The sequence below is a fragment of the Bradyrhizobium sp. MOS003 genome (assembly GCF_003020125.1).
In the GTDB taxonomy this organism is placed as follows: domain Bacteria; phylum Pseudomonadota; class Alphaproteobacteria; order Rhizobiales; family Xanthobacteraceae; genus Bradyrhizobium.
Genome location: NZ_PYFW01000012.1, coordinates 53,407 through 71,819 on the forward strand (window position 1 = coordinate 53,407; position 18,413 = coordinate 71,819).

Genomic DNA, 18,413 nt, shown 5'->3' on the forward strand with positions numbered 1-18,413 from the left:
CGGGAACCAGGTCCATGTCTCGTCGCCACTCAGCGGAAAAGCGCGAAGTCCTTCCGGATCCGAAGTTCGGGAACATCATCGTCACGAAGTTCATGAACTCGGTGATGTACGCCGGCAAGAAGTCGGTCGCCGAAGGCATCGTCTACGGTGCGTTCGGTATCATCGAAACCAAGACCAAGCAGAACCCGCTCGGCGTGTTCGAGCAGGCACTCGAGAACGTCATGCCGACGATCGAAGTGCGCTCCCGCCGCGTCGGCGGCGCGACCTACCAGGTTCCGGTCGAGGTTCGTTCGACCCGCCGTCAGGCGCTGGGCATCCGTTGGCTGATCTCGGCTGCGCGCGATCGCAACGAGAAGACCATGACCGAGCGGCTCTCGGCCGAGCTGCTGGACGCCTCGAACAACCGTGGTAACGCCGTCAAGAAGCGGGAAGACGTGCACCGGATGGCGGAAGCCAACCGTGCCTTCTCGCACTATCGCTGGTAACGGCGAAACACGGAATCTAAGGAACACTCAATGCCCCGCGTTCATGCCATAGAGAATTACCGCAACTTCGGTATCATGGCGCATATCGATGCCGGCAAGACCACGACCACCGAGCGCATCCTCTATTACACCGGCAAGAGCCACAAGATCGGCGAAGTGCACGAAGGTGCAGCGACGATGGACTGGATGGAGCAGGAGCAGGAGCGTGGCATCACGATCACCTCGGCCGCGACCACCGCGTTCTGGGCCGGCAAGCGCCTGAACATCATCGACACCCCCGGCCACGTCGACTTCACCATCGAAGTCGAGCGTTCACTGCGCGTGCTCGACGGTGCCGTCTGCGTGCTCGACTCGAACCAGGGCGTCGAGCCCCAGACCGAGACCGTCTGGCGCCAGGGCGACAAGTACAAGGTTCCGCGCATCGTCTTCGCCAACAAAATGGACAAGACCGGCGCCGACTTCTTCAAGTGCCTGGCCGACATCGTCGACCGCCTCGGCGCCAAGCCGATCGCGATCCAGCTTCCGATCGGTGCCGAGAACAACTTCAAGGGTCTCGTCGACCTCGTGAAGATGCAGGGCATCATCTGGAACGATGAATCGCTCGGCGCGAAGTTCGACTACGTCGACATTCCCGAGGATCTGGTCGAGCAGGCCAAGGAATACCGCGAGAAGATGGTGGAAGCCGCCGTCGAGCTCGACGACGACGCCATGGCCGCCTATCTCGACGGCAAGGAGCCGGACGAAGAGACGCTGAAGCGGCTGATCCGCAAGGCGGTTCTGACCGGCGCGTTCTATCCCGTGCTGTGCGGCTCGGCCTTCAAGAACAAGGGCGTGCAGCCGTTGCTCGACGCCGTTGTCGACTATCTGCCGTCGCCGGTCGACGTGCCCGCGATCAAGGGCACCGACGATCGCGGCAACGAAGTCGTGCGCAAGGCGGACGACAAGGAGCCGCTCGCGCTGCTCGCGTTCAAGATCATGGACGACCCGTTCGTCGGCACCATCACCTTCTGCCGTATCTACTCCGGCGTGCTGCAGAGCGGCACCGGCGTCGTGAACTCGACCCGCGAGAAGAAGGAGCGCATCGGGCGCATGCTGTTGATGCATGCGAACAATCGCGAAGACATCAAGGAAGCCTATGCCGGCGACATCGTCGCGCTGGCCGGCCTGAAGGAAGCGCGCACCGGTGACACGCTGTGCGATCCCGACAAGCAGGTGATCCTGGAGAAGATGGAATTCCCCGAGCCGGTCATCGAGATCGCGATCGAGCCGAAGTCCAAGGCCGACCAGGAAAAGCTGGGCGTGGCGCTGGCCAAGCTCGCTGCGGAGGATCCGTCCTTCCGCGTGTCGACTGACCAGGAGTCCGGCCAGACCATCCTCAAGGGCATGGGCGAACTCCATCTCGACATCAAGGTCGACATTCTCCGCCGCACCTACAAGGTCGACGCCAACATCGGCGCGCCCCAGGTTGCGTTCCGTGAGCGCGTCACCAAGAAGGCCGAGGTCAAGTACACCCACAAGAAGCAGACCGGCGGTACCGGTCAGTTCGCGGAAGTGTCGATCGTGGTCGAGCCGAACGAACCCGGCAAGGGCTACGAGTTCGAGTCCAAGATCGTCGGCGGTGCGGTTCCGAAGGAATACATCCCCGGCGTCGAAAAGGGCCTCAACAGCGTGATGAGCTCTGGTGTCGTCGCGGGCTTCCCCGTGGTCGACGTCAAGGTTCAGCTCGTCGACGGCAAGTATCACGACGTCGACTCGTCGGCGCTCGCCTTCGAAATCGCATCGCGCGCGGCATTCCGCGAAGCTTTGCAGAAGGGCAAGTCCGTCCTGCTCGAGCCGATCATGAAGGTCGAAGTGGTGACCCCGGAAGACTATACCGGCTCGGTCATCGGCGACCTGAATTCGCGGCGCGGTCAGATCCAGGGTCAGGACATGCGCGGCAACGCCAACGTCATCAATGCGATGGTGCCGCTCATGAACATGTTCGGTTACGTGAATAACCTGCGCTCGATGAGCCAGGGTCGCGCAACCTTCACCATGCAGTTCGACCACTACGCAGAAGCGCCGGCCAATGTGTCGGCAGAAGTCCAGAAGAAGTTTGCCTGATTGTCGTCGGTCACGAACTGACGATTGAACGGAGAGTCAAATGGCCAAAGCAAAGTTTGAACGTAACAAGCCGCACTGCAACATCGGCACCATCGGTCACGTCGACCATGGCAAGACGTCGCTGACCGCGGCGATCACCAAGGTTCTCGCCGAAGCGGGCGGTGCGACGTTCACCGCGTACGACCAGATCGACAAGGCGCCGGAAGAGAAGGCGCGCGGCATCACCATCTCGACCGCGCACGTCGAGTACGAGACGCCGAACCGCCACTACGCTCACGTCGACTGCCCCGGCCACGCCGACTACGTGAAGAACATGATCACCGGCGCCGCCCAGATGGACGGTGCGATCCTGGTCGTGTCGGCCGCTGACGGCCCGATGCCGCAGACCCGCGAGCACATCCTGCTCGCCCGCCAGGTCGGCGTGCCCGCGCTCGTCGTGTTCCTCAACAAGTGCGACATGGTCGACGATCCGGAACTGCTCGAGCTCGTCGAGCTCGAAGTTCGCGAGTTGCTCTCGAAGTACGACTTCCCGGGCGACAAAATCCCGATCATCAAGGGTTCGGCGCTCGCCGCTCTCGAAGATTCCGACAAGAAGCTCGGCCATGACGCCATCCTCGAGCTGATGAAGAACGTCGACGAGTACATCCCGCAGCCGGAGCGTCCGATCGACCAGCCGTTCCTGATGCCGGTTGAAGACGTGTTCTCGATCTCGGGCCGCGGCACTGTCGTGACCGGCCGTGTCGAGCGCGGCATCGTCAAGGTCGGCGAGGAAATCGAGATCGTCGGTCTCCGTGCGACCCAGAAGACGACCGTTACCGGCGTCGAAATGTTCCGCAAGCTGCTCGATCAGGGCCAGGCCGGCGACAACATCGGTGCGCTGCTTCGCGGCACCAAGCGCGAAGACGTCGAGCGCGGCCAGGTGCTGTGCAAGCCGGGTTCGGTCAAGCCGCACACCAAGTTCAAGGCTGAGGCCTACATCCTCACCAAGGAAGAAGGCGGTCGCCACACCCCGTTCTTCACCAACTACCGTCCGCAGTTCTACTTCCGCACCACCGACGTGACCGGTGTCGTGCATCTGCCGGAAGGCACCGAGATGGTGATGCCGGGCGACAACATCGCGATGGAAGTGCACCTGATCGTGCCGATCGCGATGGAAGAGAAGCTCCGCTTCGCGATCCGCGAAGGCGGCCGCACCGTCGGCGCCGGCGTCGTCGCCTCGATCATCGAGTAATACGAGAACAGGGATCGGCGAGTAGCGAATGGTGACATTCGCTATTCGCTATTCGCCACCCCACTGAAGAAAGACACGGCAATGAACGGCCAAAACATTCGTATCCGTCTCAAGGCGTTCGACCATCGTATCCTCGATACGTCGACCCGCGAGATCGTGAACACGGCGAAGCGCACCGGCGCGCAGGTCCGCGGACCCATTCCGTTGCCCACACGCATCGAGAAGTTCACCGTCAACCGTTCGCCCCACGTCGACAAGAAGAGCCGCGAGCAGTTCGAGATGCGCACTCACAAGCGCCTGCTCGACATCGTCGATCCGACCCCGCAGACCGTCGATGCTTTGATGAAGCTCGACTTGGCCGCCGGTGTCGACGTCGAGATCAAGCTCTAAGATTTTTGGATCACGTTCGCGATTATAGCGGACAGAAAGAACAGGAAGCACGCCGATGCGCTCCGGAGTGATCGCACAAAAGGTCGGGATGACGCGGGTCTTTACAGAGGCCGGCGAACATATCCCCGTGACCGTGCTGAAGCTCGGCAATTGCCAGGTCGTAGGCCACCGCACTGAAGAGAAGAACGGTTACGTTGCGCTCCAGCTTGGTTCTGGTGCCCGCAAGACCGTTTACATGCCCAAGGCTGAGCGCGGCCAGTTCGCGGTCGCCAAGGTCGAGCCGAAGCGCCGGGTCGAGGAGTTCCGCGTCACTGCGGACGCCATGATCCCGGTCGGCGCCGAGATCCTTGCCGACCACTTCGTCGTCGGCCAGTTCGTCGACGTCACCGGCACCTCGGTCGGTAAGGGCTTCGCCGGCGGCATGAAGCGCTGGAACTTCGGCGGTCTGCGCGCCACCCACGGCGTGTCGGTCTCGCACCGCTCGATCGGTTCGACCGGTGGCCGTCAGGACCCCGGCAAGACCTGGAAGAACAAGAAGATGCCCGGCCACATGGGTGTCGACCGCATCACCACGCTCAACCTTCGCGTCGTTCAGCTCGATGTCGAGCGCGGCCTGATCCTCGTCGAAGGCGCCGTTCCCGGCTCCAAGGGCGGATGGATTCGCGTGCGCGACGCCGTCAAGAAGCCGTTGCCGAAGGAAGCTCCGAAGCCCGGCAAGTTCAAGGTTGCGGGCGGCGAAGCCGAGGCTGCGGCCCAGCAAGAGGGTGCGTGAGATGGAATTGAAGGTCACCACGCTCGAAGGTAAGGAAGCCGGCTCGGTCCAGCTCTCCGACACCATTTTCGGTCTCGAGCCGCGCCAGGACATCATTGCACGTTGCGTGCAGTGGCAGCTCAACAAGCGCCAGGCCGGTACCCACAAGGCCAAGGGTCGCGCCGAGATCTGGCGCACCGGCAAGAAGATGTACAAGCAGAAGGGCACCGGCGGTGCTCGTCACGGCTCGGCCCGCGTGCCGCAGTTCCGCGGCGGCGGCCGTGCCTTCGGTCCGGTGGTGCGTTCGCACGCCACCGACCTGCCGAAGAAGGTCCGCGCGCTGGCGCTGAAGCATGCGCTCTCGGCCAAGGCCAAGGACGGCGATCTCGTCGTGATCGACAAGGCCGCGCTTGAAGCCGCCAAGACCAAGGCGCTGCTCGGTCACTTCTCGGGCCTGGGTCTGACCAACGCGCTGATCATCGACGGCGCCGAGCTCAACAACGGCTTTGCCGCTGCGGCCCGCAACATCCCGAACATGGACGTGCTGCCGATCCAGGGCATCAACGTCTACGACATCCTGCGCCGTCAGAAGCTCGTTCTGACCAAGGCCGCCATCGATGCGCTGGAGGCGCGCTTCAAATGACGAAGAACATCGAGGCCCGCCACTACGACGTGATCCTGTCGCCGGTCGTGACCGAAAAGGCGACGATTGCCTCGGAGCACAACAAGGTGCTGTTCAAGGTGGCCGCCAAGGCAACCAAGCCGCAGATCAAGGAAGCGATCGAGAAGCTGTTCGACGTCAAGGTCAAGAGCGTCAACACGCTGGTCCGCAAGGGCAAGACCAAGATATTCCGCGGCAATCTCGGCTCGCAGTCGAACTCCAAGCGCGCGATCGTGACTCTCGAAGAGGGTCACCGGATCGACGTGACCACCGGTCTGTAAGGTCGCACGACGATGGCACTGAAGACATTCAATCCCACGACGCCGGGCCAGCGCCAGCTGGTCATGGTCGATCGTTCGGCCCTCTACAAGGGCAAGCCGGTCAAGGCGCTCACCGAAGGCAAGCATTCCTCGGGCGGCCGCAACAGCACCGGTCGCATCACCGTGCGCTTCCGCGGCGGTGGTCACAAGCGGACGCTGCGCACCGTCGATTTCAAGCGTGAGAAGATCGACGTTCCCGCGACCGTCGAGCGGCTGGAATACGATCCGAACCGCAGCGGTTTCATCGCGCTGATCAAGTATCAGGACGGCGAGCAGGCCTACATCCTGGCGCCGCAGCGCCTGGCCGTGGGTGATAACATCGTCGCCGGCAACTACGTCGACGTGAAGCCGGGCAACGTCATGCCGCTCGGCAACATGCCGGTCGGCACGATCATCCACAACATCGAGCTCAAGATCGGGAAGGGCGGCCAGCTCGCCCGTTCCGCGGGCACCTATGCCCAGCTCGTCGGTCGCGACCAGGACTACGTGATCATCCGCCTGAATTCGGGCGAGCAGCGCCTGGTGCACGGCCGTTGCCGCGGCACGATCGGCGCGGTGTCGAACCCGGATCACATGAACACCTCGATCGGCAAGGCCGGCCGCAACCGCTGGCTGGGCCGCAAGCCGCATAACCGCGGTGTTTCGATGAACCCGATCGACCATCCGCACGGCGGTGGTGAAGGTCGTACCTCGGGCGGACGCCACCCGGTCACCCCGTGGGGCAAGCCGACCAAGGGCAAGAAGACCCGCACCAACAAGTCGACCAACAAATTCATTCTCCTAAGCCGCCACAAGCGGAAGAAGTAAGGAACGCCGGACATGGTTCGTTCAGTCTGGAAAGGCCCGTTCGTCGAGGGTTCTCTGCTCAAGAAGGCAGATGCCGCCCGTGCGTCCGGCCGTCACGACGTCATCAAGATCTGGAGCCGTCGCTCGACGATTCTGCCACAGTTCGTCGGCCTGACCTTCGGCGTCTACAACGGTCAGAAGCACGTTCCGGTGGCGGTCAACGAGGAAATGGTCGGGCACAAATTCGGCGAGTTCTCGCCGACCCGGACCTTCCATGGCCACTCCGGCGACAAGAAAGCCAAGAAGGCTTGAGGATTAAACGATGAGCAAACCTAAGCGCGAACGGAGCCTCGCCGAGAACGAGGCCAAGGCGGTCGCCCGGATGCTGCGGGTGAGCCCGCAGAAGCTCAACCTGGTCGCCCAGCTCATTCGCGGCCGGAAGGCAGCTGCTGCGCTCGCCGACCTGCAGTTTTCGCGCAAGCGGATCGCAGTCGACGTGAAGAAGTGCCTGGAATCGGCTATCGCCAATGCCGAGAACAACCACGATCTCGACGTGGACGATCTCGTCGTTGCGCAGGCCTTCGTCGGCAACGGCCTCGTCATGAAGCGCTTCGCCGCCCGCGGCCGCGGCCGCTCGGGCCGTGTCTACAAACCATTTTCGCAGCTGACGATCATCGTTCGTCAGGTCGAAGCCGAAGCAGCCGCTTAAGGGCGCAGGAGAACACGATGGGTCAAAAGATCAATCCGATCGGTCTGCGTCTCGGCATCAACCGCACCTGGGATTCACGCTGGTTCGCCGGCAAGCAGGAATACGGCAAGCTGCTGCACGAGGACGTCAAGATCCGTGAGATCCTGCACAAGGAGCTCAAGCAGGCGGCCGTCGCCCGCATCGTGATCGAGCGTCCGCACAAGAAGTGCCGCGTCACCATCCACTCGGCTCGTCCGGGCGTGGTGATCGGCAAGAAGGGCGCCGACATCGACAAGCTGCGCAAGAGGGTCGCGGACATCACCTCGTCCGACGTCGTCATCAACATCGTCGAAATCCGCAAGCCGGAGCTCGACGCGACGCTGGTGGCCGAGTCGATCGCGCAGCAGCTCGAGCGCCGCGTCGCGTTCCGCCGTGCCATGAAGCGCGCCGTTCAGTCGGCGATGCGTCTCGGCGCTGAAGGCATCCGCATCAACTGCTCGGGTCGTCTGGGCGGTGCGGAAATCGCGCGCATGGAGTGGTACCGCGAAGGTCGCGTGCCGCTGCACACGCTGCGCGCCGACATCGACTACGGCGTTGCGACCGCGTTCACGACCTTCGGCACCTGCGGCGTCAAGGTCTGGATCTTCAAGGGCGAGATCCTCGAGCACGATCCGATGGCCCAGGACAAGAGAATGGCCGAAGGCGAGAGCAGCGGCGGTGGTGATCGCGGTGGCCGTGGGCGCCGCGACAACGCTGCGGCCTGATGCCAGCACAGAGAATTTGAGGGCTCAAAGCCATGATGCAACCTAAAAAGACGAAGTTCCGGAAAGCGCATAAGGGCCGTATCCACGGCGTTGCGTCTTCGGGTGCGACGTTGGCCTTCGGCCAGTTCGGCCTGAAGGCGACCGAGCCTGAGCGCGTCACTGCGCGTCAGATCGAAGCCGCCCGCCGCGCGCTCACCCGTCACATGAAGCGTGCCGGCCGCGTCTGGATCCGCGTATTCCCGGACGTTCCGGTGTCGAAGAAGCCGGCCGAAGTCCGCATGGGCTCCGGCAAGGGTTCGCCGGAATTGTGGGTGGCGCGCGTCAAGCCGGGCCGGGTGCTGTTCGAGATCGACGGCGTCAACACCCAGACGGCGCGCGAAGCGCTGACCCTGGCGGCCGCCAAGCTGCCGATCAAGACGCGCTTCGTCGAGCGCATTGCGGAGTAATGGCCATGGCCCAGATGAAGATCGAAGACATCCGTGCGATGAGCCCCGACCAGCAGGATGACGCCGTCCTGAACCTGAAGAAGGAGCGCTTCAACCTGCGCTTCCAGCGCGCCACCGGGCAGCTCGAGAACACCTCGCGCCTGCGCGAGGCACGTCGTGACATCGCCCGCATCAAGACCGTCGCCGCGCAGAAGCGCGCGAAGAAGAAGTAAGAGGCTTACGAAGATGCCGAAACGTACTTTGCAGGGCGTGGTCGTCAGCGACAAGCAAGCCAAGACCATCGTGGTGCGCGTTGATCGCCGCTTCACGCACCCGATCTACAAGAAGACGATCCGCCGTTCGAAGAACTACCACGCGCACGACGAGAGCAACGAGTTCAAGCCGGGCGACATGGTGTGGATCGAGGAATCGAAGCCGATTTCGAAGTTGAAGCGCTGGGTCGTGATCCGGGGCGAGCACAAGAAAAGCGCCTGATCTGTTGGCTTTGGCCGACTGACTTCAGGTAAATGTTGAGCGCCGGCTGGGCTGGCGCAAATAGAAGAGGACGAGGTGCATCAATGATTCAGATGCAGACCAACCTCGACGTGGCCGACAATTCTGGCGCACGCCGTGTCATGTGTATCAAGGTGCTCGGGGGCTCCAAGCGCCGCTACGCCACGATTGGCGACATCATCGTCGTTTCGATCAAGGAAGCAATTCCGCGTGGCAAGGTGAAGAAGGGCGACGTGATGAAGGCCGTCGTGGTGCGCGTCCGCAAGGACATTCGCCGTGCCGACGGTTCGGTCATCCGCTTCGACCGCAACGCCGCCGTCCTGATCAACAACCAGTCCGAGCCGGTCGGCACCCGTATCTTCGGGCCCGTGCCGCGCGAGCTGCGCGCGAAGAACCACATGAAGATCATCTCGCTCGCGCCGGAGGTGCTGTGATGGCTGCGAAGATCCGCAAGGGCGACAAGGTCGTCGTGCTGACCGGTCGCGACAAGGGTCGCACCGGCGAAGTGTTCGAAGTGCGTCCCGACGCCGGCACGGCGCTGGTGCGCGGCATCAACATGGTCAAGCGTCACCAGAAGCAGACGCAGGCCCAGGAGGGCGGCATCATCTCGAAGGAGTCGCCGATCCAACTGTCCAACATCGCGTATGTCGGCAAGGACGGGAAGCCGACCCGCGTCGGATTCAAGATTCTGGCGGACGGCAAGAAGGTCCGCATCGCCAAGAGCTCGGGAGCTGAGATCGATGGCTGAGGCCGCTTACACCCCGCGCCTGCGCGCGGAATACGATGCGAAGATCCGCACGGCCATGACCGAGAAGTTCGGTTATGAGAACGTGATGCAGGTTCCTCGCCTGGATAAGGTCGTGCTGAACATGGGCGTTGGCGATTCCGTCAACGATCGCAAGAAGGCCGAGACCGCCGCTGCCGAGCTGACCCAGATCGCCGGCCAGAAGGCGATCGTGACCTATTCGCGTATCGCGATCGCGACCTTCAAGCTGCGTGAAAACCAGCCCATCGGCTGCAAGGTCACGCTGCGCAAGGCCCACATGTACGAGTTCATCGATCGCCTGGTGACGGTCGCGCTGCCGCGCGTCCGCGACTTCCGCGGCCTGAACCCGAAGAGCTTCGACGGCCGCGGCAACTATTCGCTCGGCATCAAGGAGCACATCATTTTCCCCGAGATCGACTTCGACAAGGTCACGGAAGCCCGCGGCATGGACATCACCGTCTGCACCACGGCCAAGACCGACGAAGAGGCGAGGGCCTTGTTGACCGCTTTCAATTTCCCGTTCCGGCAGTGAGACGCTGACCTAAAGCCTCTCAAACGCGGATACCCAGGAGCCAAGCATGGCAAAGAAGAGTTCAATCGAGAAGAACAACCGGCGCAAGCGGATGGCGAAGAACGCCGCTCCCAAGCGCGCCCGGTTGAAGGCGATCATCGCCGACAAGACGCTGCCGATGGAGGAGCGGTTCGCCGCGACCCTGAAGCTTGCGGAAATGCCGCGCAATTCGTCGGCGACCCGCATCCGTCTGCGTTGCGAGCTGTCGGGCCGTCCGCGCTCGAACTACCGCAAGAACAAGCTGTCCCGTATCGCGCTGCGCGAACTTGGCTCCAAGGGCATGGTCCCGGGCCTCGTGAAGTCCAGCTGGTAAGGAGGGGCGTTTAGATGTCTACGCACGATCCAATCAGCGATCTGATCACCCGTATCCGCAACGCGCAGATGCGCTCCAAGTCCAAGGTCTCGACGCCTGGCTCGAGGATGCGCGAGAATGTGCTCGAGGTCCTCAAGAGCGAGGGCTACATCCGCGGTTACGCCACGCTCGAGCATTCCTCGGGCCGCAGCGAGATCGAGATCGAGCTGAAGTATTTCGACGGCGAGCCCGTCATCCGCGAGATCGAACGTGTTTCCAAGCCCGGGCGTCGAGTTTACGCCTCGGTGAAGAACCTGCCGCGGGTCAACAATGGGCTCGGCATTTCGGTGTTGTCGACGCCGAAGGGGATCATGGCCGACCACAGCGCGCGCGAAGCGAATGTGGGCGGTGAAGTCCTCTTCACGGTGTTCTGAGAAGGATTTTTGATCCATGTCACGTGTTGGCAAAAGGCCTGTGCCGGTTCCGTCGGGTGTTACCGCGACCGTCGATGGGCAGACCGTCAAGATGAAGGGCCCGAAGGGCCAGCTTCAGTTCGTCGTTCATGATGACGTCGAGGTGAAGCTCGAGAACGGCCAGGTCAAGGTGAACCCGCGGGTCGAGACCAATCGTGCGCGGGCACTGTACGGTACCGCTCGCGCCCAGGTCGCGAATCTGGTCGAAGGCGTCACCAAGGGCTTCGAGAAGAAGCTCGAGATCACCGGCGTCGGCTATCGCGCCGCGATGCAGGGCAAGAACCTGCAGCTCGCGCTCGGTTACAGCCACGACGTGGTCTATGCGATCCCGGAAGGGATCACGATCACGGTGCCGAAGCCGACCGAGATCACGGTGACCGGCAGCGACATCCAGCGCGTCGGCCAGGTCGCCGCCGAGATTCGCTCCTATCGTCCGCCGGAGCCCTACAAGGGCAAGGGCGTGAAGTATGTTGGCGAATTCATCTTCCGCAAGGAAGGCAAGAAGAAGTAACGGAGCCGGTCATGTCGAAAGCCAAGATTACGAATGCCCGGCGCAAGCGCAGTGTACGGCTGAAGCTGCGCCGCTCCGGTGGCGGCCGTCCGCGCCTGTCGGTGTTCCGCTCGTCCAAGCACATCTACGCCCAGGTCATCGACGACCTGAAAGGCGAGACGCTGGCCTCTGCCTCGTCGCTCGAGAAGTCGATGCGCGACGGCGGCAAGACCGGCGCCGACATCGATGCGGCGAAGGCGGTCGGCAAGCTGCTGGCCGAGCGCGCCGCCGAGAAGGGCGTCAAGGAAGTCGTGTTCGATCGCGGCAGCTACCTCTATCACGGGCGCGTCAAGGCTCTGGCCGATGCAGCGCGTGAGAGCGGGCTGAGCTTCTAACAGAATTTGAGGATTGAGGCGCAAGCCTCTGAAGGATTGGAAAAATGGCAGAACGCGAACAACGTGGTGGACGCGATCAACGCGGCGGCGGCGGACGTGAACGCAGGGAGCGCGAGGAGCGCGACAGCGAGTTCGTCGACAAGCTCGTCCACATCAACCGCGTTGCCAAGGTCGTCAAGGGCGGCAAGCGCTTCGGTTTCGCAGCGCTGGTCGTGATCGGTGACCAGAAGGGCCGCGCCGGCTTCGGTCACGGCAAGGCGCGCGAAGTGCCGGAAGCGATCCGCAAGGCCACCGAGTCCGCCAAGCGCAACCTGACCCGCGTGTCGCTGCGCGAGGGCCGTACGCTGCATCACGACATCGCCGGCCGTCATGGCGCTGGCCGTGTCTATCTGCGCGCGGCTCCCGCCGGTACCGGCATCATCGCCGGCGGCCCGATGCGCGCCGTGTTCGAGACGCTGGGCGTCCAGGACGTGGTCGCCAAGTCGATCGGCTCGTCGAACCCCTACAACATGGTTCGCGCGACCTTCGACGCGCTGAAGCATCAGGATTCGCCGCGTTCGGTCGCAGCCCGCCGCAACATCAAGGTGTCCACTCTGCAGTCGCGCCGTATCGGTGGCGATGCCGAGGCGGCTGCCGACTAACGGAAAGCTCTGGAGTAGATTCTCATGGCCAAGGACGCCGCTAAGTCCAGCAAGACGATCAAGCTCGAGCAGACCGGCAGCGCGATCCGCCGCCATCACTCGCAGCGTTCGACGCTGATCGGGCTCAAGCTCAACAAGATCGGTCGCACCAGCGAACTGCAGGACACTCCGGCAGTCCGTGGCATGATCGAGAAAGTTCATCATCTCGTTCGCATCGTCGACGAGAAGTAACAAGGAGAAGGGCGATGAAGCTCAGCGATATCGCCGACAACGCCGGCTCGCGCAAGAAGCGTATGCGCGTCGGCCGTGGCATTGGTTCGGGCAAGGGTAAGCAGTCCGGCCGCGGCGGCAAGGGCCAGACCGCACGCTCGGGCGTGCGCATCAAGGGTTTCGAAGGCGGCCAGATGCCGTTGCATCGCCGTTTGCCCAAGCGCGGCTTCAACAACATCTTCCGCGTGGAGTTCGCCGAGATCAATCTCGACCGGCTCCAGGAAGCGGTCGATGCCAAGAAGATCGACGCCGGCAGCGTCGTGACCATCGAGACCCTGGTGAAGGGCGGCGTGTTGCGCCGGCCCAAGGGTGGCCTGCGGCTGCTCGGCCGCGGCGAGCTCAAGTCCAAGCTCAACATCGAGGTTCACGGCGCCACCAAGACCGCGATCGCCGCGGTCGAGAAGGCCGGCGGCTCGGTGAAGATCCTCGCCCCTGCCAAGGAAGAAGGCGAGGCGGCGTAACAACTGCGTCATTGGCCCGCGGCTCGCGGGCCTTTACGCATGAGGGACGTGGACTTATCGAAGCCGAGCCCCAGATAATGTCCGGTGTCCGGTATAATGTAGCCCGGCCGCGGGCATGACGGCGCAATAGGCGGCGGGAGAAAGTCCAAGATGGCCTCTGCAGCGGAACAACTGGCAGCCAATCTCAATTTCGGTGCGTTCGCCAAGGCTGACGAACTGAAGAAGCGCATCTGGTTCACCCTGGGTGCGTTGCTCGTTTATCGGCTCGGGACCTACATCCCGCTTCCCGGCATCGATCCCAATATCTGGGAGCAGGTGTTCCGCTCCCAGGCGGGCGGCATCCTCGGCATGTTCAACATGTTCGCCGGCGGCGGCATCCACCGCATGGCGATCTTCGCGCTGAACATCATGCCGTATATCTCGGCCTCGATCATCATCCAGCTCCTCACCACCGTCTCGCCGCAACTCGAGGCGCTGAAGAAGGAAGGCGAGTCCGGCCGCAAGCTGCTGAACCAGTACACCCGCTATCTCACCGTGATCCTGGCCGCGTTCCAGTCCTACGGTATCGCGGTGGGCCTCGAGGGCGCCGGCAACGTCGTCAGCGACCCCGGCCTGTTCTTCCGCCTGTCGACTGCGATCACGCTGACCGGCGGCACCATGTTCCTGATGTGGCTGGGCGAGCAGATTACCTCGCGCGGCATCGGCAACGGCATCTCGCTGATCATTCTCGCCGGCATCGTCGCCGAACTGCCCGCCGCGCTCGCCAACATGCTCGAGCTAGGTCGTCAGGGCGCGATGTCGACCGGCCTGATCCTGGTCGTCATCATCATGGCGGTCGCCGTGATCGCCTTCATCGTGTTCATGGAGCGCGCCCAGCGGCGCCTGCTGATCCAATATCCGAAGCGCCAGGTCGGCAATAAGATGTTCGAGGGCCAGTCCTCGCATCTGCCGCTCAAGCTCAACACCTCCGGCGTGATCCCGCCGATCTTCGCGTCCTCGCTGCTCTTGCTGCCGACCACGGTGGCGAACTTCAACGCGGGCAGCGGGCCGGAATGGTTCCAGTGGATCACCACCCAGCTCGGCCACGGCCGCCCGTTGTTCCTGATCATGTATCTCGCGCTGATCGTGTTCTTCGCCTTCTTCTACACCGCGATCGTGTTCAACCCGACCGAGACCGCCGATAATCTGAAGAAGCACGGCGGCTTCATTCCGGGCATCCGCCCGGGCGAACGCACTGCGGAGTACATCGACTACGTGCTCTCGCGCATCACCGTGCTCGGTGCGGTCTATCTGGCGATCGTCTGCTTGATCCCGGAAATCCTGATCTCCTACGCCTCGGTGCCGTTCTACTTCGGCGGCACCTCGCTGCTGATCGTGGTCAGTGTCACCATGGACACGGTCGCTCAGGTGCAGGGCTATCTGCTGGCGCATCAGTATGAAGGCTTGATCCGCAAGTCGAAACTGCGCGGCCGCCGCCGCTAGAGGCCTCTCAAGGCGGCGCGTCTGCGCCGCCGATTCGCCTCGCACGAACTGCGCGCGGCGTGCGCCAAGCGCAGCACAGACCTCTCGATCGCATTGGCAGAGCACTCCGCACTGCGACGCAATCACTGATTTCAAAGCCCTTCTTGGCGTCCGCCCGTCTGCTCCCCTATGATATGGGTAGCGGTGCAGCGCCGATTATGGTTTGCACTGTTCTTGGACTTCAAACACAGGTGCGCGACGTATCGCTCACCAATCCGGGGGGCATACGCCGATGAGAATTATACTTCTTGGACCGCCGGGGTCGGGCAAGGGGACCCAGGCGCAGCTGCTGGTGGAGCGCTATGGCATCGTCCAGCTCTCGACAGGCGAGATGCTGCGTGCGGCCGTAGCGGCCGGGACGCCGGTCGGGCTGAAAGCCAAGGAGATCATGGCCAGCGGCGCTCTCGTGCCCGACGAGGTCGTGGTCGGAATCATCTCCGATCGGATCGACCAGCCGGACGCCCGCAACGGCTTCATCCTCGACGGTTTCCCGCGCACCGTGCCGCAGGCCGAGGCGCTGGACGACCTGCTCAAGCGCAAGCACCTCAAGCTGGACGCCGTGATCGAGCTCCGCGTCAACGAGAGCGCGCTGCTGCACCGTGTCGAAACCCGCGTCGCCCAGATGCGTGAGCGCGGGGAGGAGGTCCGACTCGACGACACTCCGGAGGTGCTGACCAAACGGCTAGCCAACTACCGCAACCAGACGGAACCGCTGATTCACTACTATTCCGAGCGGCGCAAGCTCTCGACCATCGACGGTATGATGGCCATCGACGAGGTCACTCGCGCCATCCATCGCCAGCTCCTGGCGTTGGGGGCAGTCGAAGCCAAGACCAACGCCAAAAGCGCTGCCAAGGCTGGCCCGGCCAAGAAGGCCAAGGCAAGCAAGAAGGCAAGCAAGAAAGCTGGGAAAGCAGCCAAAACGGGCAAAAAGCCCGCCAAATCGGCAAAAAAGGCCGCCAAGGCGACGGTGAGGGGCCCCAACAAGACGGCCAAGAAGGCCGGCAAGAAGGCCGCCGGGAAGACCGTCAAGAAAGCCGCGAAAAAGGCGTCCCCAAAGACCGCCAAAAAGGCTGTCAAAAAGGGTGCCAAAAAGGCTGCAAAAAAGGTCACGAAAAGGCGAGCCAAACGCTAGCAGCGGTTGACGAAAGCCCCTGGAATCCCCTAATAAGCCCCGCATCCAAGTCGGATAGTTTCAAACGATGCCGGGCCCCAGGAAGACCGGGGGTGGGCGTCGTGTTCGCGTTTGTGAACACCTGCCCGAGAAACCAAGCACTTAAAGACCGGTTCCTGACGAGGGATCGGTAACAGGAGAGAAGGCCGTGGCCCGTATTGCCGGCGTGAACATCCCGACCAACAAGCGCGTGCTGATCGCGCTCCAGTATATCCATGGCATCGGCCAGAAGATCGCTGGCGAGATTCTCGAAAAGGTGAAGATCCCCGAGGATCGTCGCGTCAATCAGCTGAGCGATGCCGAAGTGCTCCAGATCCGCGAAGTGATCGACCGCGACTATCTCGTCGAGGGCGACCTGCGTCGTGAGGTCGGCATCAACATCAAGCGTCTGATGGACCTCGGCTGCTATCGCGGCCTGCGTCATCGTCGCGGCCTGCCGGTGCGCGGTCAGCGCACCCACACCAATGCGCGCACGCGCAAGGGTCCGGCCAAGGCCATCGCCGGCAAGAAGAAGTAAGTTTTCGAATCCAAATCGCGGCGTGTGGCGAGCAGGGATAACCCGTTCGCCACACGCATTTCGTTCCACAGGTGTAGCCGCTGGCACTACGGCGGCGTTTGAGATCTTCAGGAAAGGTACTCTATGGGCAAGGAAGCCACCCGCGTTCGTCGTCGTGAGCGCAAGAACATCGCCTCCGGCGTCGCGCACGTGAACTCGTCGTTCAACAACACGACCATCACCATCACCGACGCGCAGGGCAACACGATTGCCTGGTCTTCCGCCGGCACGATGGGCTTCAAGGGCTCGCGCAAGTCGACCCCGTACGCCGCGCAGGTTGCTGCCGAAGACGTGTCCAAGAAGGCGCAGGAACACGGCATGCGCACGCTGGAAGTCGAAGTCGCGGGTCCCGGTTCGGGCCGCGAATCGGCGCTCCGCGCGCTTCAGGCCGCAGGCTTCACCGTCACCTCGATCCGTGACGTGACCACGATCCCGCACAACGGTTGCCGTCCCCGCAAGCGTCGGCGCGTTTGATACGAAATTGCGGGCGCATCGGCGCCCGCGATTGTTTTTTGCAAAGCCGCGGGAATGATCTGCGGCCTTTCTCCAACGCCAGTATCTGCAATCGCAGTATGACTGGCCTGTATGGGTGAAACAGTGACGATCCAGAAAAATTGGCAAGAACTGATTCGACCGAACAAGCTTCAGGTGCAGCCCGGCAGCGATCCCTCGCGTTTCGCGACCATCGTCGCCGAGCCGCTCGAGCGCGGCTTCGGCCAGACGCTCGGCAACGCGCTGCGCCGCATCCTGCTCTCGTCGCTCCAGGGCGCAGCGGTGCAGTCGGTGCACATCGACGGCGTGCTGCACGAGTTCTCCTCGATCGCGGGCGTTCGTGAGGACGTCACCGACATCGTGCTCAACATCAAGGACATCTCGATCAAGATGCAGGGCGAAGGCCCCAAGCGCATGGTCGTGAAGAAGTCCGGCCCGGGCGTCGTCACCGCCGGCGACATCCAGACCGTGGGCGACGTCGTGGTGCTCAACCCGGACCTGCAGATCTGCACCCTCGACGAGGGCGCCGAGATCCGCATGGAGTTCACGGTCGCCACCGGCAAGGGCTACGTGCCCGCCGAGCGCAACCGTCCCGAGGATGCGCCTATCGGCCTGATCCCGGTCGACAGCCTGTACTCGCCGGTCCGCAAGGTCTCCTACAAGGTCGAGAACACCCGTGAGGGCCAGATCCTCGACTACGACAAGCTGACCATGACGATCGAGACCAACGGCGCGCTGACGCCGGATGATTCGGTGGCCTATGCCGCTCGTATCCTCCAGGATCAGCTCAACGTGTTCGTCAACTTCGAAGAGCCGCGCAAGGAAGTCGCCCAGGAGATCATCCCGGACCTCGCCTTCAACCCGGCCTTCCTCAAGAAGGTGGACGAGCTCGAGCTGTCGGTGCGTTCGGCCAACTGCTTGAAGAACGACAACATCGTCTACATCGGCGACCTCGTGCAGAAGAGCGAAGCGGAAATGCTCCGCACCCCGAACTTCGGCCGCAAGTCGCTGAACGAGATCAAGGAAGTGCTGGCCCAGATGGGTCTGCATCTTGGCATGGAAGTGCCGGGCTGGCCGCCGGAGAACATCGACGAGCTCGCCAAGCGCTTCGAGGATCACTACTGATCCGAGCTACGACAGGCTAAAGCGCGAGTTCATCGCGCTTTAGCGGGCGAACGCAGGCAGCCCACCTGA

Annotated in this window: 29 protein-coding genes; all 29 read left to right on the plus strand. The window is 62.9% G+C overall.

The window, feature by feature from the left end; translation table 11 throughout:
- Positions 1-14: 14 nt before the first annotated feature.
- Positions 15-485, plus strand: a complete 471-nt coding sequence (rpsG, locus tag C7G42_RS31700) for a 30S ribosomal protein S7 (RefSeq protein WP_018322260.1) — start codon at positions 15-17, stop codon at positions 483-485.
- Between the two features lie 30 nt (positions 486-515).
- Entirely contained in the window at positions 516-2,588 is a 2,073-nt protein-coding gene (gene fusA, locus C7G42_RS31705) for an elongation factor G (protein ID WP_094971999.1), read from the plus strand.
- 40 nt (positions 2,589-2,628) lie between these two features.
- The gene (tuf, locus tag C7G42_RS31710; protein WP_008136415.1) at positions 2,629-3,819 is read left to right on the plus strand and encodes an elongation factor Tu; all 1,191 of its coding nucleotides are present in this window, start codon (positions 2,629-2,631) and stop codon (positions 3,817-3,819) included.
- An 81-nt stretch (positions 3,820-3,900) separates the two neighbouring features.
- Positions 3,901-4,209, plus strand: coding sequence for a 30S ribosomal protein S10 (gene rpsJ / locus C7G42_RS31715; RefSeq protein ID WP_002712302.1), 309 nt, complete (start codon positions 3,901-3,903; stop codon positions 4,207-4,209).
- 55 nt (positions 4,210-4,264) lie between these two features.
- Positions 4,265-4,981 carry a 50S ribosomal protein L3 gene (rplC, locus tag C7G42_RS31720; RefSeq protein WP_018322262.1) on the plus strand — a complete coding sequence of 239 codons (717 nt, stop codon included), beginning with the start codon at positions 4,265-4,267 and terminating at the stop codon, positions 4,979-4,981.
- Position 4,982: 1 nt separating this feature from the next.
- A complete protein-coding gene (gene rplD / locus C7G42_RS31725; protein WP_074116741.1) occupies positions 4,983-5,603 on the plus strand; it encodes a 50S ribosomal protein L4 in 621 nt (206 codons plus the stop codon).
- Complete coding sequence (locus tag C7G42_RS31730) at positions 5,600-5,902, plus strand: 50S ribosomal protein L23 (RefSeq protein WP_063195096.1); 303 nt, start codon at positions 5,600-5,602, stop codon at positions 5,900-5,902. The genes rplD and C7G42_RS31730 overlap by 4 nt, the downstream gene beginning before the upstream one ends.
- A 12-nt stretch (positions 5,903-5,914) precedes the next feature.
- A complete protein-coding gene (gene rplB / locus C7G42_RS31735; protein ID WP_106952799.1) occupies positions 5,915-6,748 on the plus strand; it encodes a 50S ribosomal protein L2 in 834 nt (277 codons plus the stop codon).
- A gap of 12 nt (positions 6,749-6,760) precedes the next feature.
- Positions 6,761-7,039 (plus strand): 30S ribosomal protein S19, encoded by a 279-nt coding sequence (gene rpsS / locus C7G42_RS31740; protein ID WP_008136357.1) that lies wholly within the window; start codon positions 6,761-6,763, stop codon positions 7,037-7,039.
- A 10-nt stretch (positions 7,040-7,049) separates the two neighbouring features.
- Positions 7,050-7,436, plus strand: a complete 387-nt coding sequence (gene rplV, locus C7G42_RS31745; RefSeq protein WP_008136353.1) for a 50S ribosomal protein L22 — start codon at positions 7,050-7,052, stop codon at positions 7,434-7,436.
- 17 nt (positions 7,437-7,453) lie between these two features.
- On the plus strand, positions 7,454-8,179 hold the full coding sequence (gene rpsC / locus C7G42_RS31750; protein ID WP_008136351.1) for a 30S ribosomal protein S3: 726 nt from the start codon (positions 7,454-7,456) through the stop codon (positions 8,177-8,179).
- Positions 8,180-8,211: 32 nt separating this feature from the next.
- A complete protein-coding gene (gene rplP / locus C7G42_RS31755) occupies positions 8,212-8,625 on the plus strand; it encodes a 50S ribosomal protein L16 (protein WP_008136349.1) in 414 nt (137 codons plus the stop codon).
- Between the two features lie 5 nt (positions 8,626-8,630).
- The gene (gene rpmC, locus C7G42_RS31760; RefSeq protein WP_106952852.1) at positions 8,631-8,837 is read left to right on the plus strand and encodes a 50S ribosomal protein L29; all 207 of its coding nucleotides are present in this window, start codon (positions 8,631-8,633) and stop codon (positions 8,835-8,837) included.
- Between the two features lie 13 nt (positions 8,838-8,850).
- The gene (rpsQ, locus tag C7G42_RS31765) at positions 8,851-9,099 is read left to right on the plus strand and encodes a 30S ribosomal protein S17 (RefSeq protein ID WP_007603028.1); all 249 of its coding nucleotides are present in this window, start codon (positions 8,851-8,853) and stop codon (positions 9,097-9,099) included.
- An 83-nt stretch (positions 9,100-9,182) separates the two neighbouring features.
- Positions 9,183-9,551 (plus strand): 50S ribosomal protein L14, encoded by a 369-nt coding sequence (gene rplN, locus C7G42_RS31770; protein WP_007603030.1) that lies wholly within the window; start codon positions 9,183-9,185, stop codon positions 9,549-9,551.
- Complete coding sequence (rplX, locus tag C7G42_RS31775; RefSeq protein WP_007603031.1) at positions 9,551-9,865, plus strand: 50S ribosomal protein L24; 315 nt, start codon at positions 9,551-9,553, stop codon at positions 9,863-9,865. Before rplN ends, rplX begins: the two co-directional genes overlap by 1 nt.
- Positions 9,858-10,415, plus strand: coding sequence for a 50S ribosomal protein L5 (gene rplE, locus C7G42_RS31780; protein WP_018322267.1), 558 nt, complete (start codon positions 9,858-9,860; stop codon positions 10,413-10,415). The genes rplX and rplE overlap by 8 nt, the downstream gene beginning before the upstream one ends.
- Before the next feature lie 46 nt (positions 10,416-10,461).
- Positions 10,462-10,767 carry a 30S ribosomal protein S14 gene (rpsN, locus tag C7G42_RS31785; protein ID WP_061026878.1) on the plus strand — a complete coding sequence of 102 codons (306 nt, stop codon included), beginning with the start codon at positions 10,462-10,464 and terminating at the stop codon, positions 10,765-10,767.
- Between the two features lie 14 nt (positions 10,768-10,781).
- Entirely contained in the window at positions 10,782-11,180 is a 399-nt protein-coding gene (gene rpsH / locus C7G42_RS31790; protein ID WP_094895380.1) for a 30S ribosomal protein S8, read from the plus strand.
- Positions 11,181-11,196: 16 nt separating this feature from the next.
- Entirely contained in the window at positions 11,197-11,730 is a 534-nt protein-coding gene (gene rplF / locus C7G42_RS31795; RefSeq protein ID WP_008136336.1) for a 50S ribosomal protein L6, read from the plus strand.
- Positions 11,731-11,741: 11 nt separating this feature from the next.
- A complete protein-coding gene (rplR, locus tag C7G42_RS31800; RefSeq protein ID WP_106952800.1) occupies positions 11,742-12,104 on the plus strand; it encodes a 50S ribosomal protein L18 in 363 nt (120 codons plus the stop codon).
- A gap of 44 nt (positions 12,105-12,148) precedes the next feature.
- Positions 12,149-12,745, plus strand: coding sequence for a 30S ribosomal protein S5 (gene rpsE, locus C7G42_RS31805; RefSeq protein WP_018322271.1), 597 nt, complete (start codon positions 12,149-12,151; stop codon positions 12,743-12,745).
- A gap of 24 nt (positions 12,746-12,769) precedes the next feature.
- Complete coding sequence (gene rpmD / locus C7G42_RS31810; protein WP_094895379.1) at positions 12,770-12,976, plus strand: 50S ribosomal protein L30; 207 nt, start codon at positions 12,770-12,772, stop codon at positions 12,974-12,976.
- A gap of 14 nt (positions 12,977-12,990) precedes the next feature.
- Positions 12,991-13,476 carry a 50S ribosomal protein L15 gene (gene rplO, locus C7G42_RS31815; protein WP_106952801.1) on the plus strand — a complete coding sequence of 162 codons (486 nt, stop codon included), beginning with the start codon at positions 12,991-12,993 and terminating at the stop codon, positions 13,474-13,476.
- 150 nt (positions 13,477-13,626) lie between these two features.
- Positions 13,627-14,958 (plus strand): preprotein translocase subunit SecY, encoded by a 1,332-nt coding sequence (gene secY / locus C7G42_RS31820; RefSeq protein ID WP_028141002.1) that lies wholly within the window; start codon positions 13,627-13,629, stop codon positions 14,956-14,958.
- Positions 14,959-15,229: 271 nt separating this feature from the next.
- Positions 15,230-16,132, plus strand: coding sequence for an adenylate kinase (locus C7G42_RS31825; protein WP_106952802.1), 903 nt, complete (start codon positions 15,230-15,232; stop codon positions 16,130-16,132).
- 187 nt (positions 16,133-16,319) lie between these two features.
- Positions 16,320-16,688: a 30S ribosomal protein S13 gene (gene rpsM, locus C7G42_RS31830; protein ID WP_014494511.1), complete on the plus strand. Its 369-nt coding sequence runs from the start codon at positions 16,320-16,322 to the stop codon at positions 16,686-16,688.
- 123 nt (positions 16,689-16,811) lie between these two features.
- On the plus strand, positions 16,812-17,201 hold the full coding sequence (gene rpsK / locus C7G42_RS31835) for a 30S ribosomal protein S11 (protein ID WP_007603045.1): 390 nt from the start codon (positions 16,812-16,814) through the stop codon (positions 17,199-17,201).
- Positions 17,202-17,312: 111 nt separating this feature from the next.
- Positions 17,313-18,344: a DNA-directed RNA polymerase subunit alpha gene (locus tag C7G42_RS31840; protein ID WP_094895375.1), complete on the plus strand. Its 1,032-nt coding sequence runs from the start codon at positions 17,313-17,315 to the stop codon at positions 18,342-18,344.
- Positions 18,345-18,413: the final 69 nt, after the last annotated feature.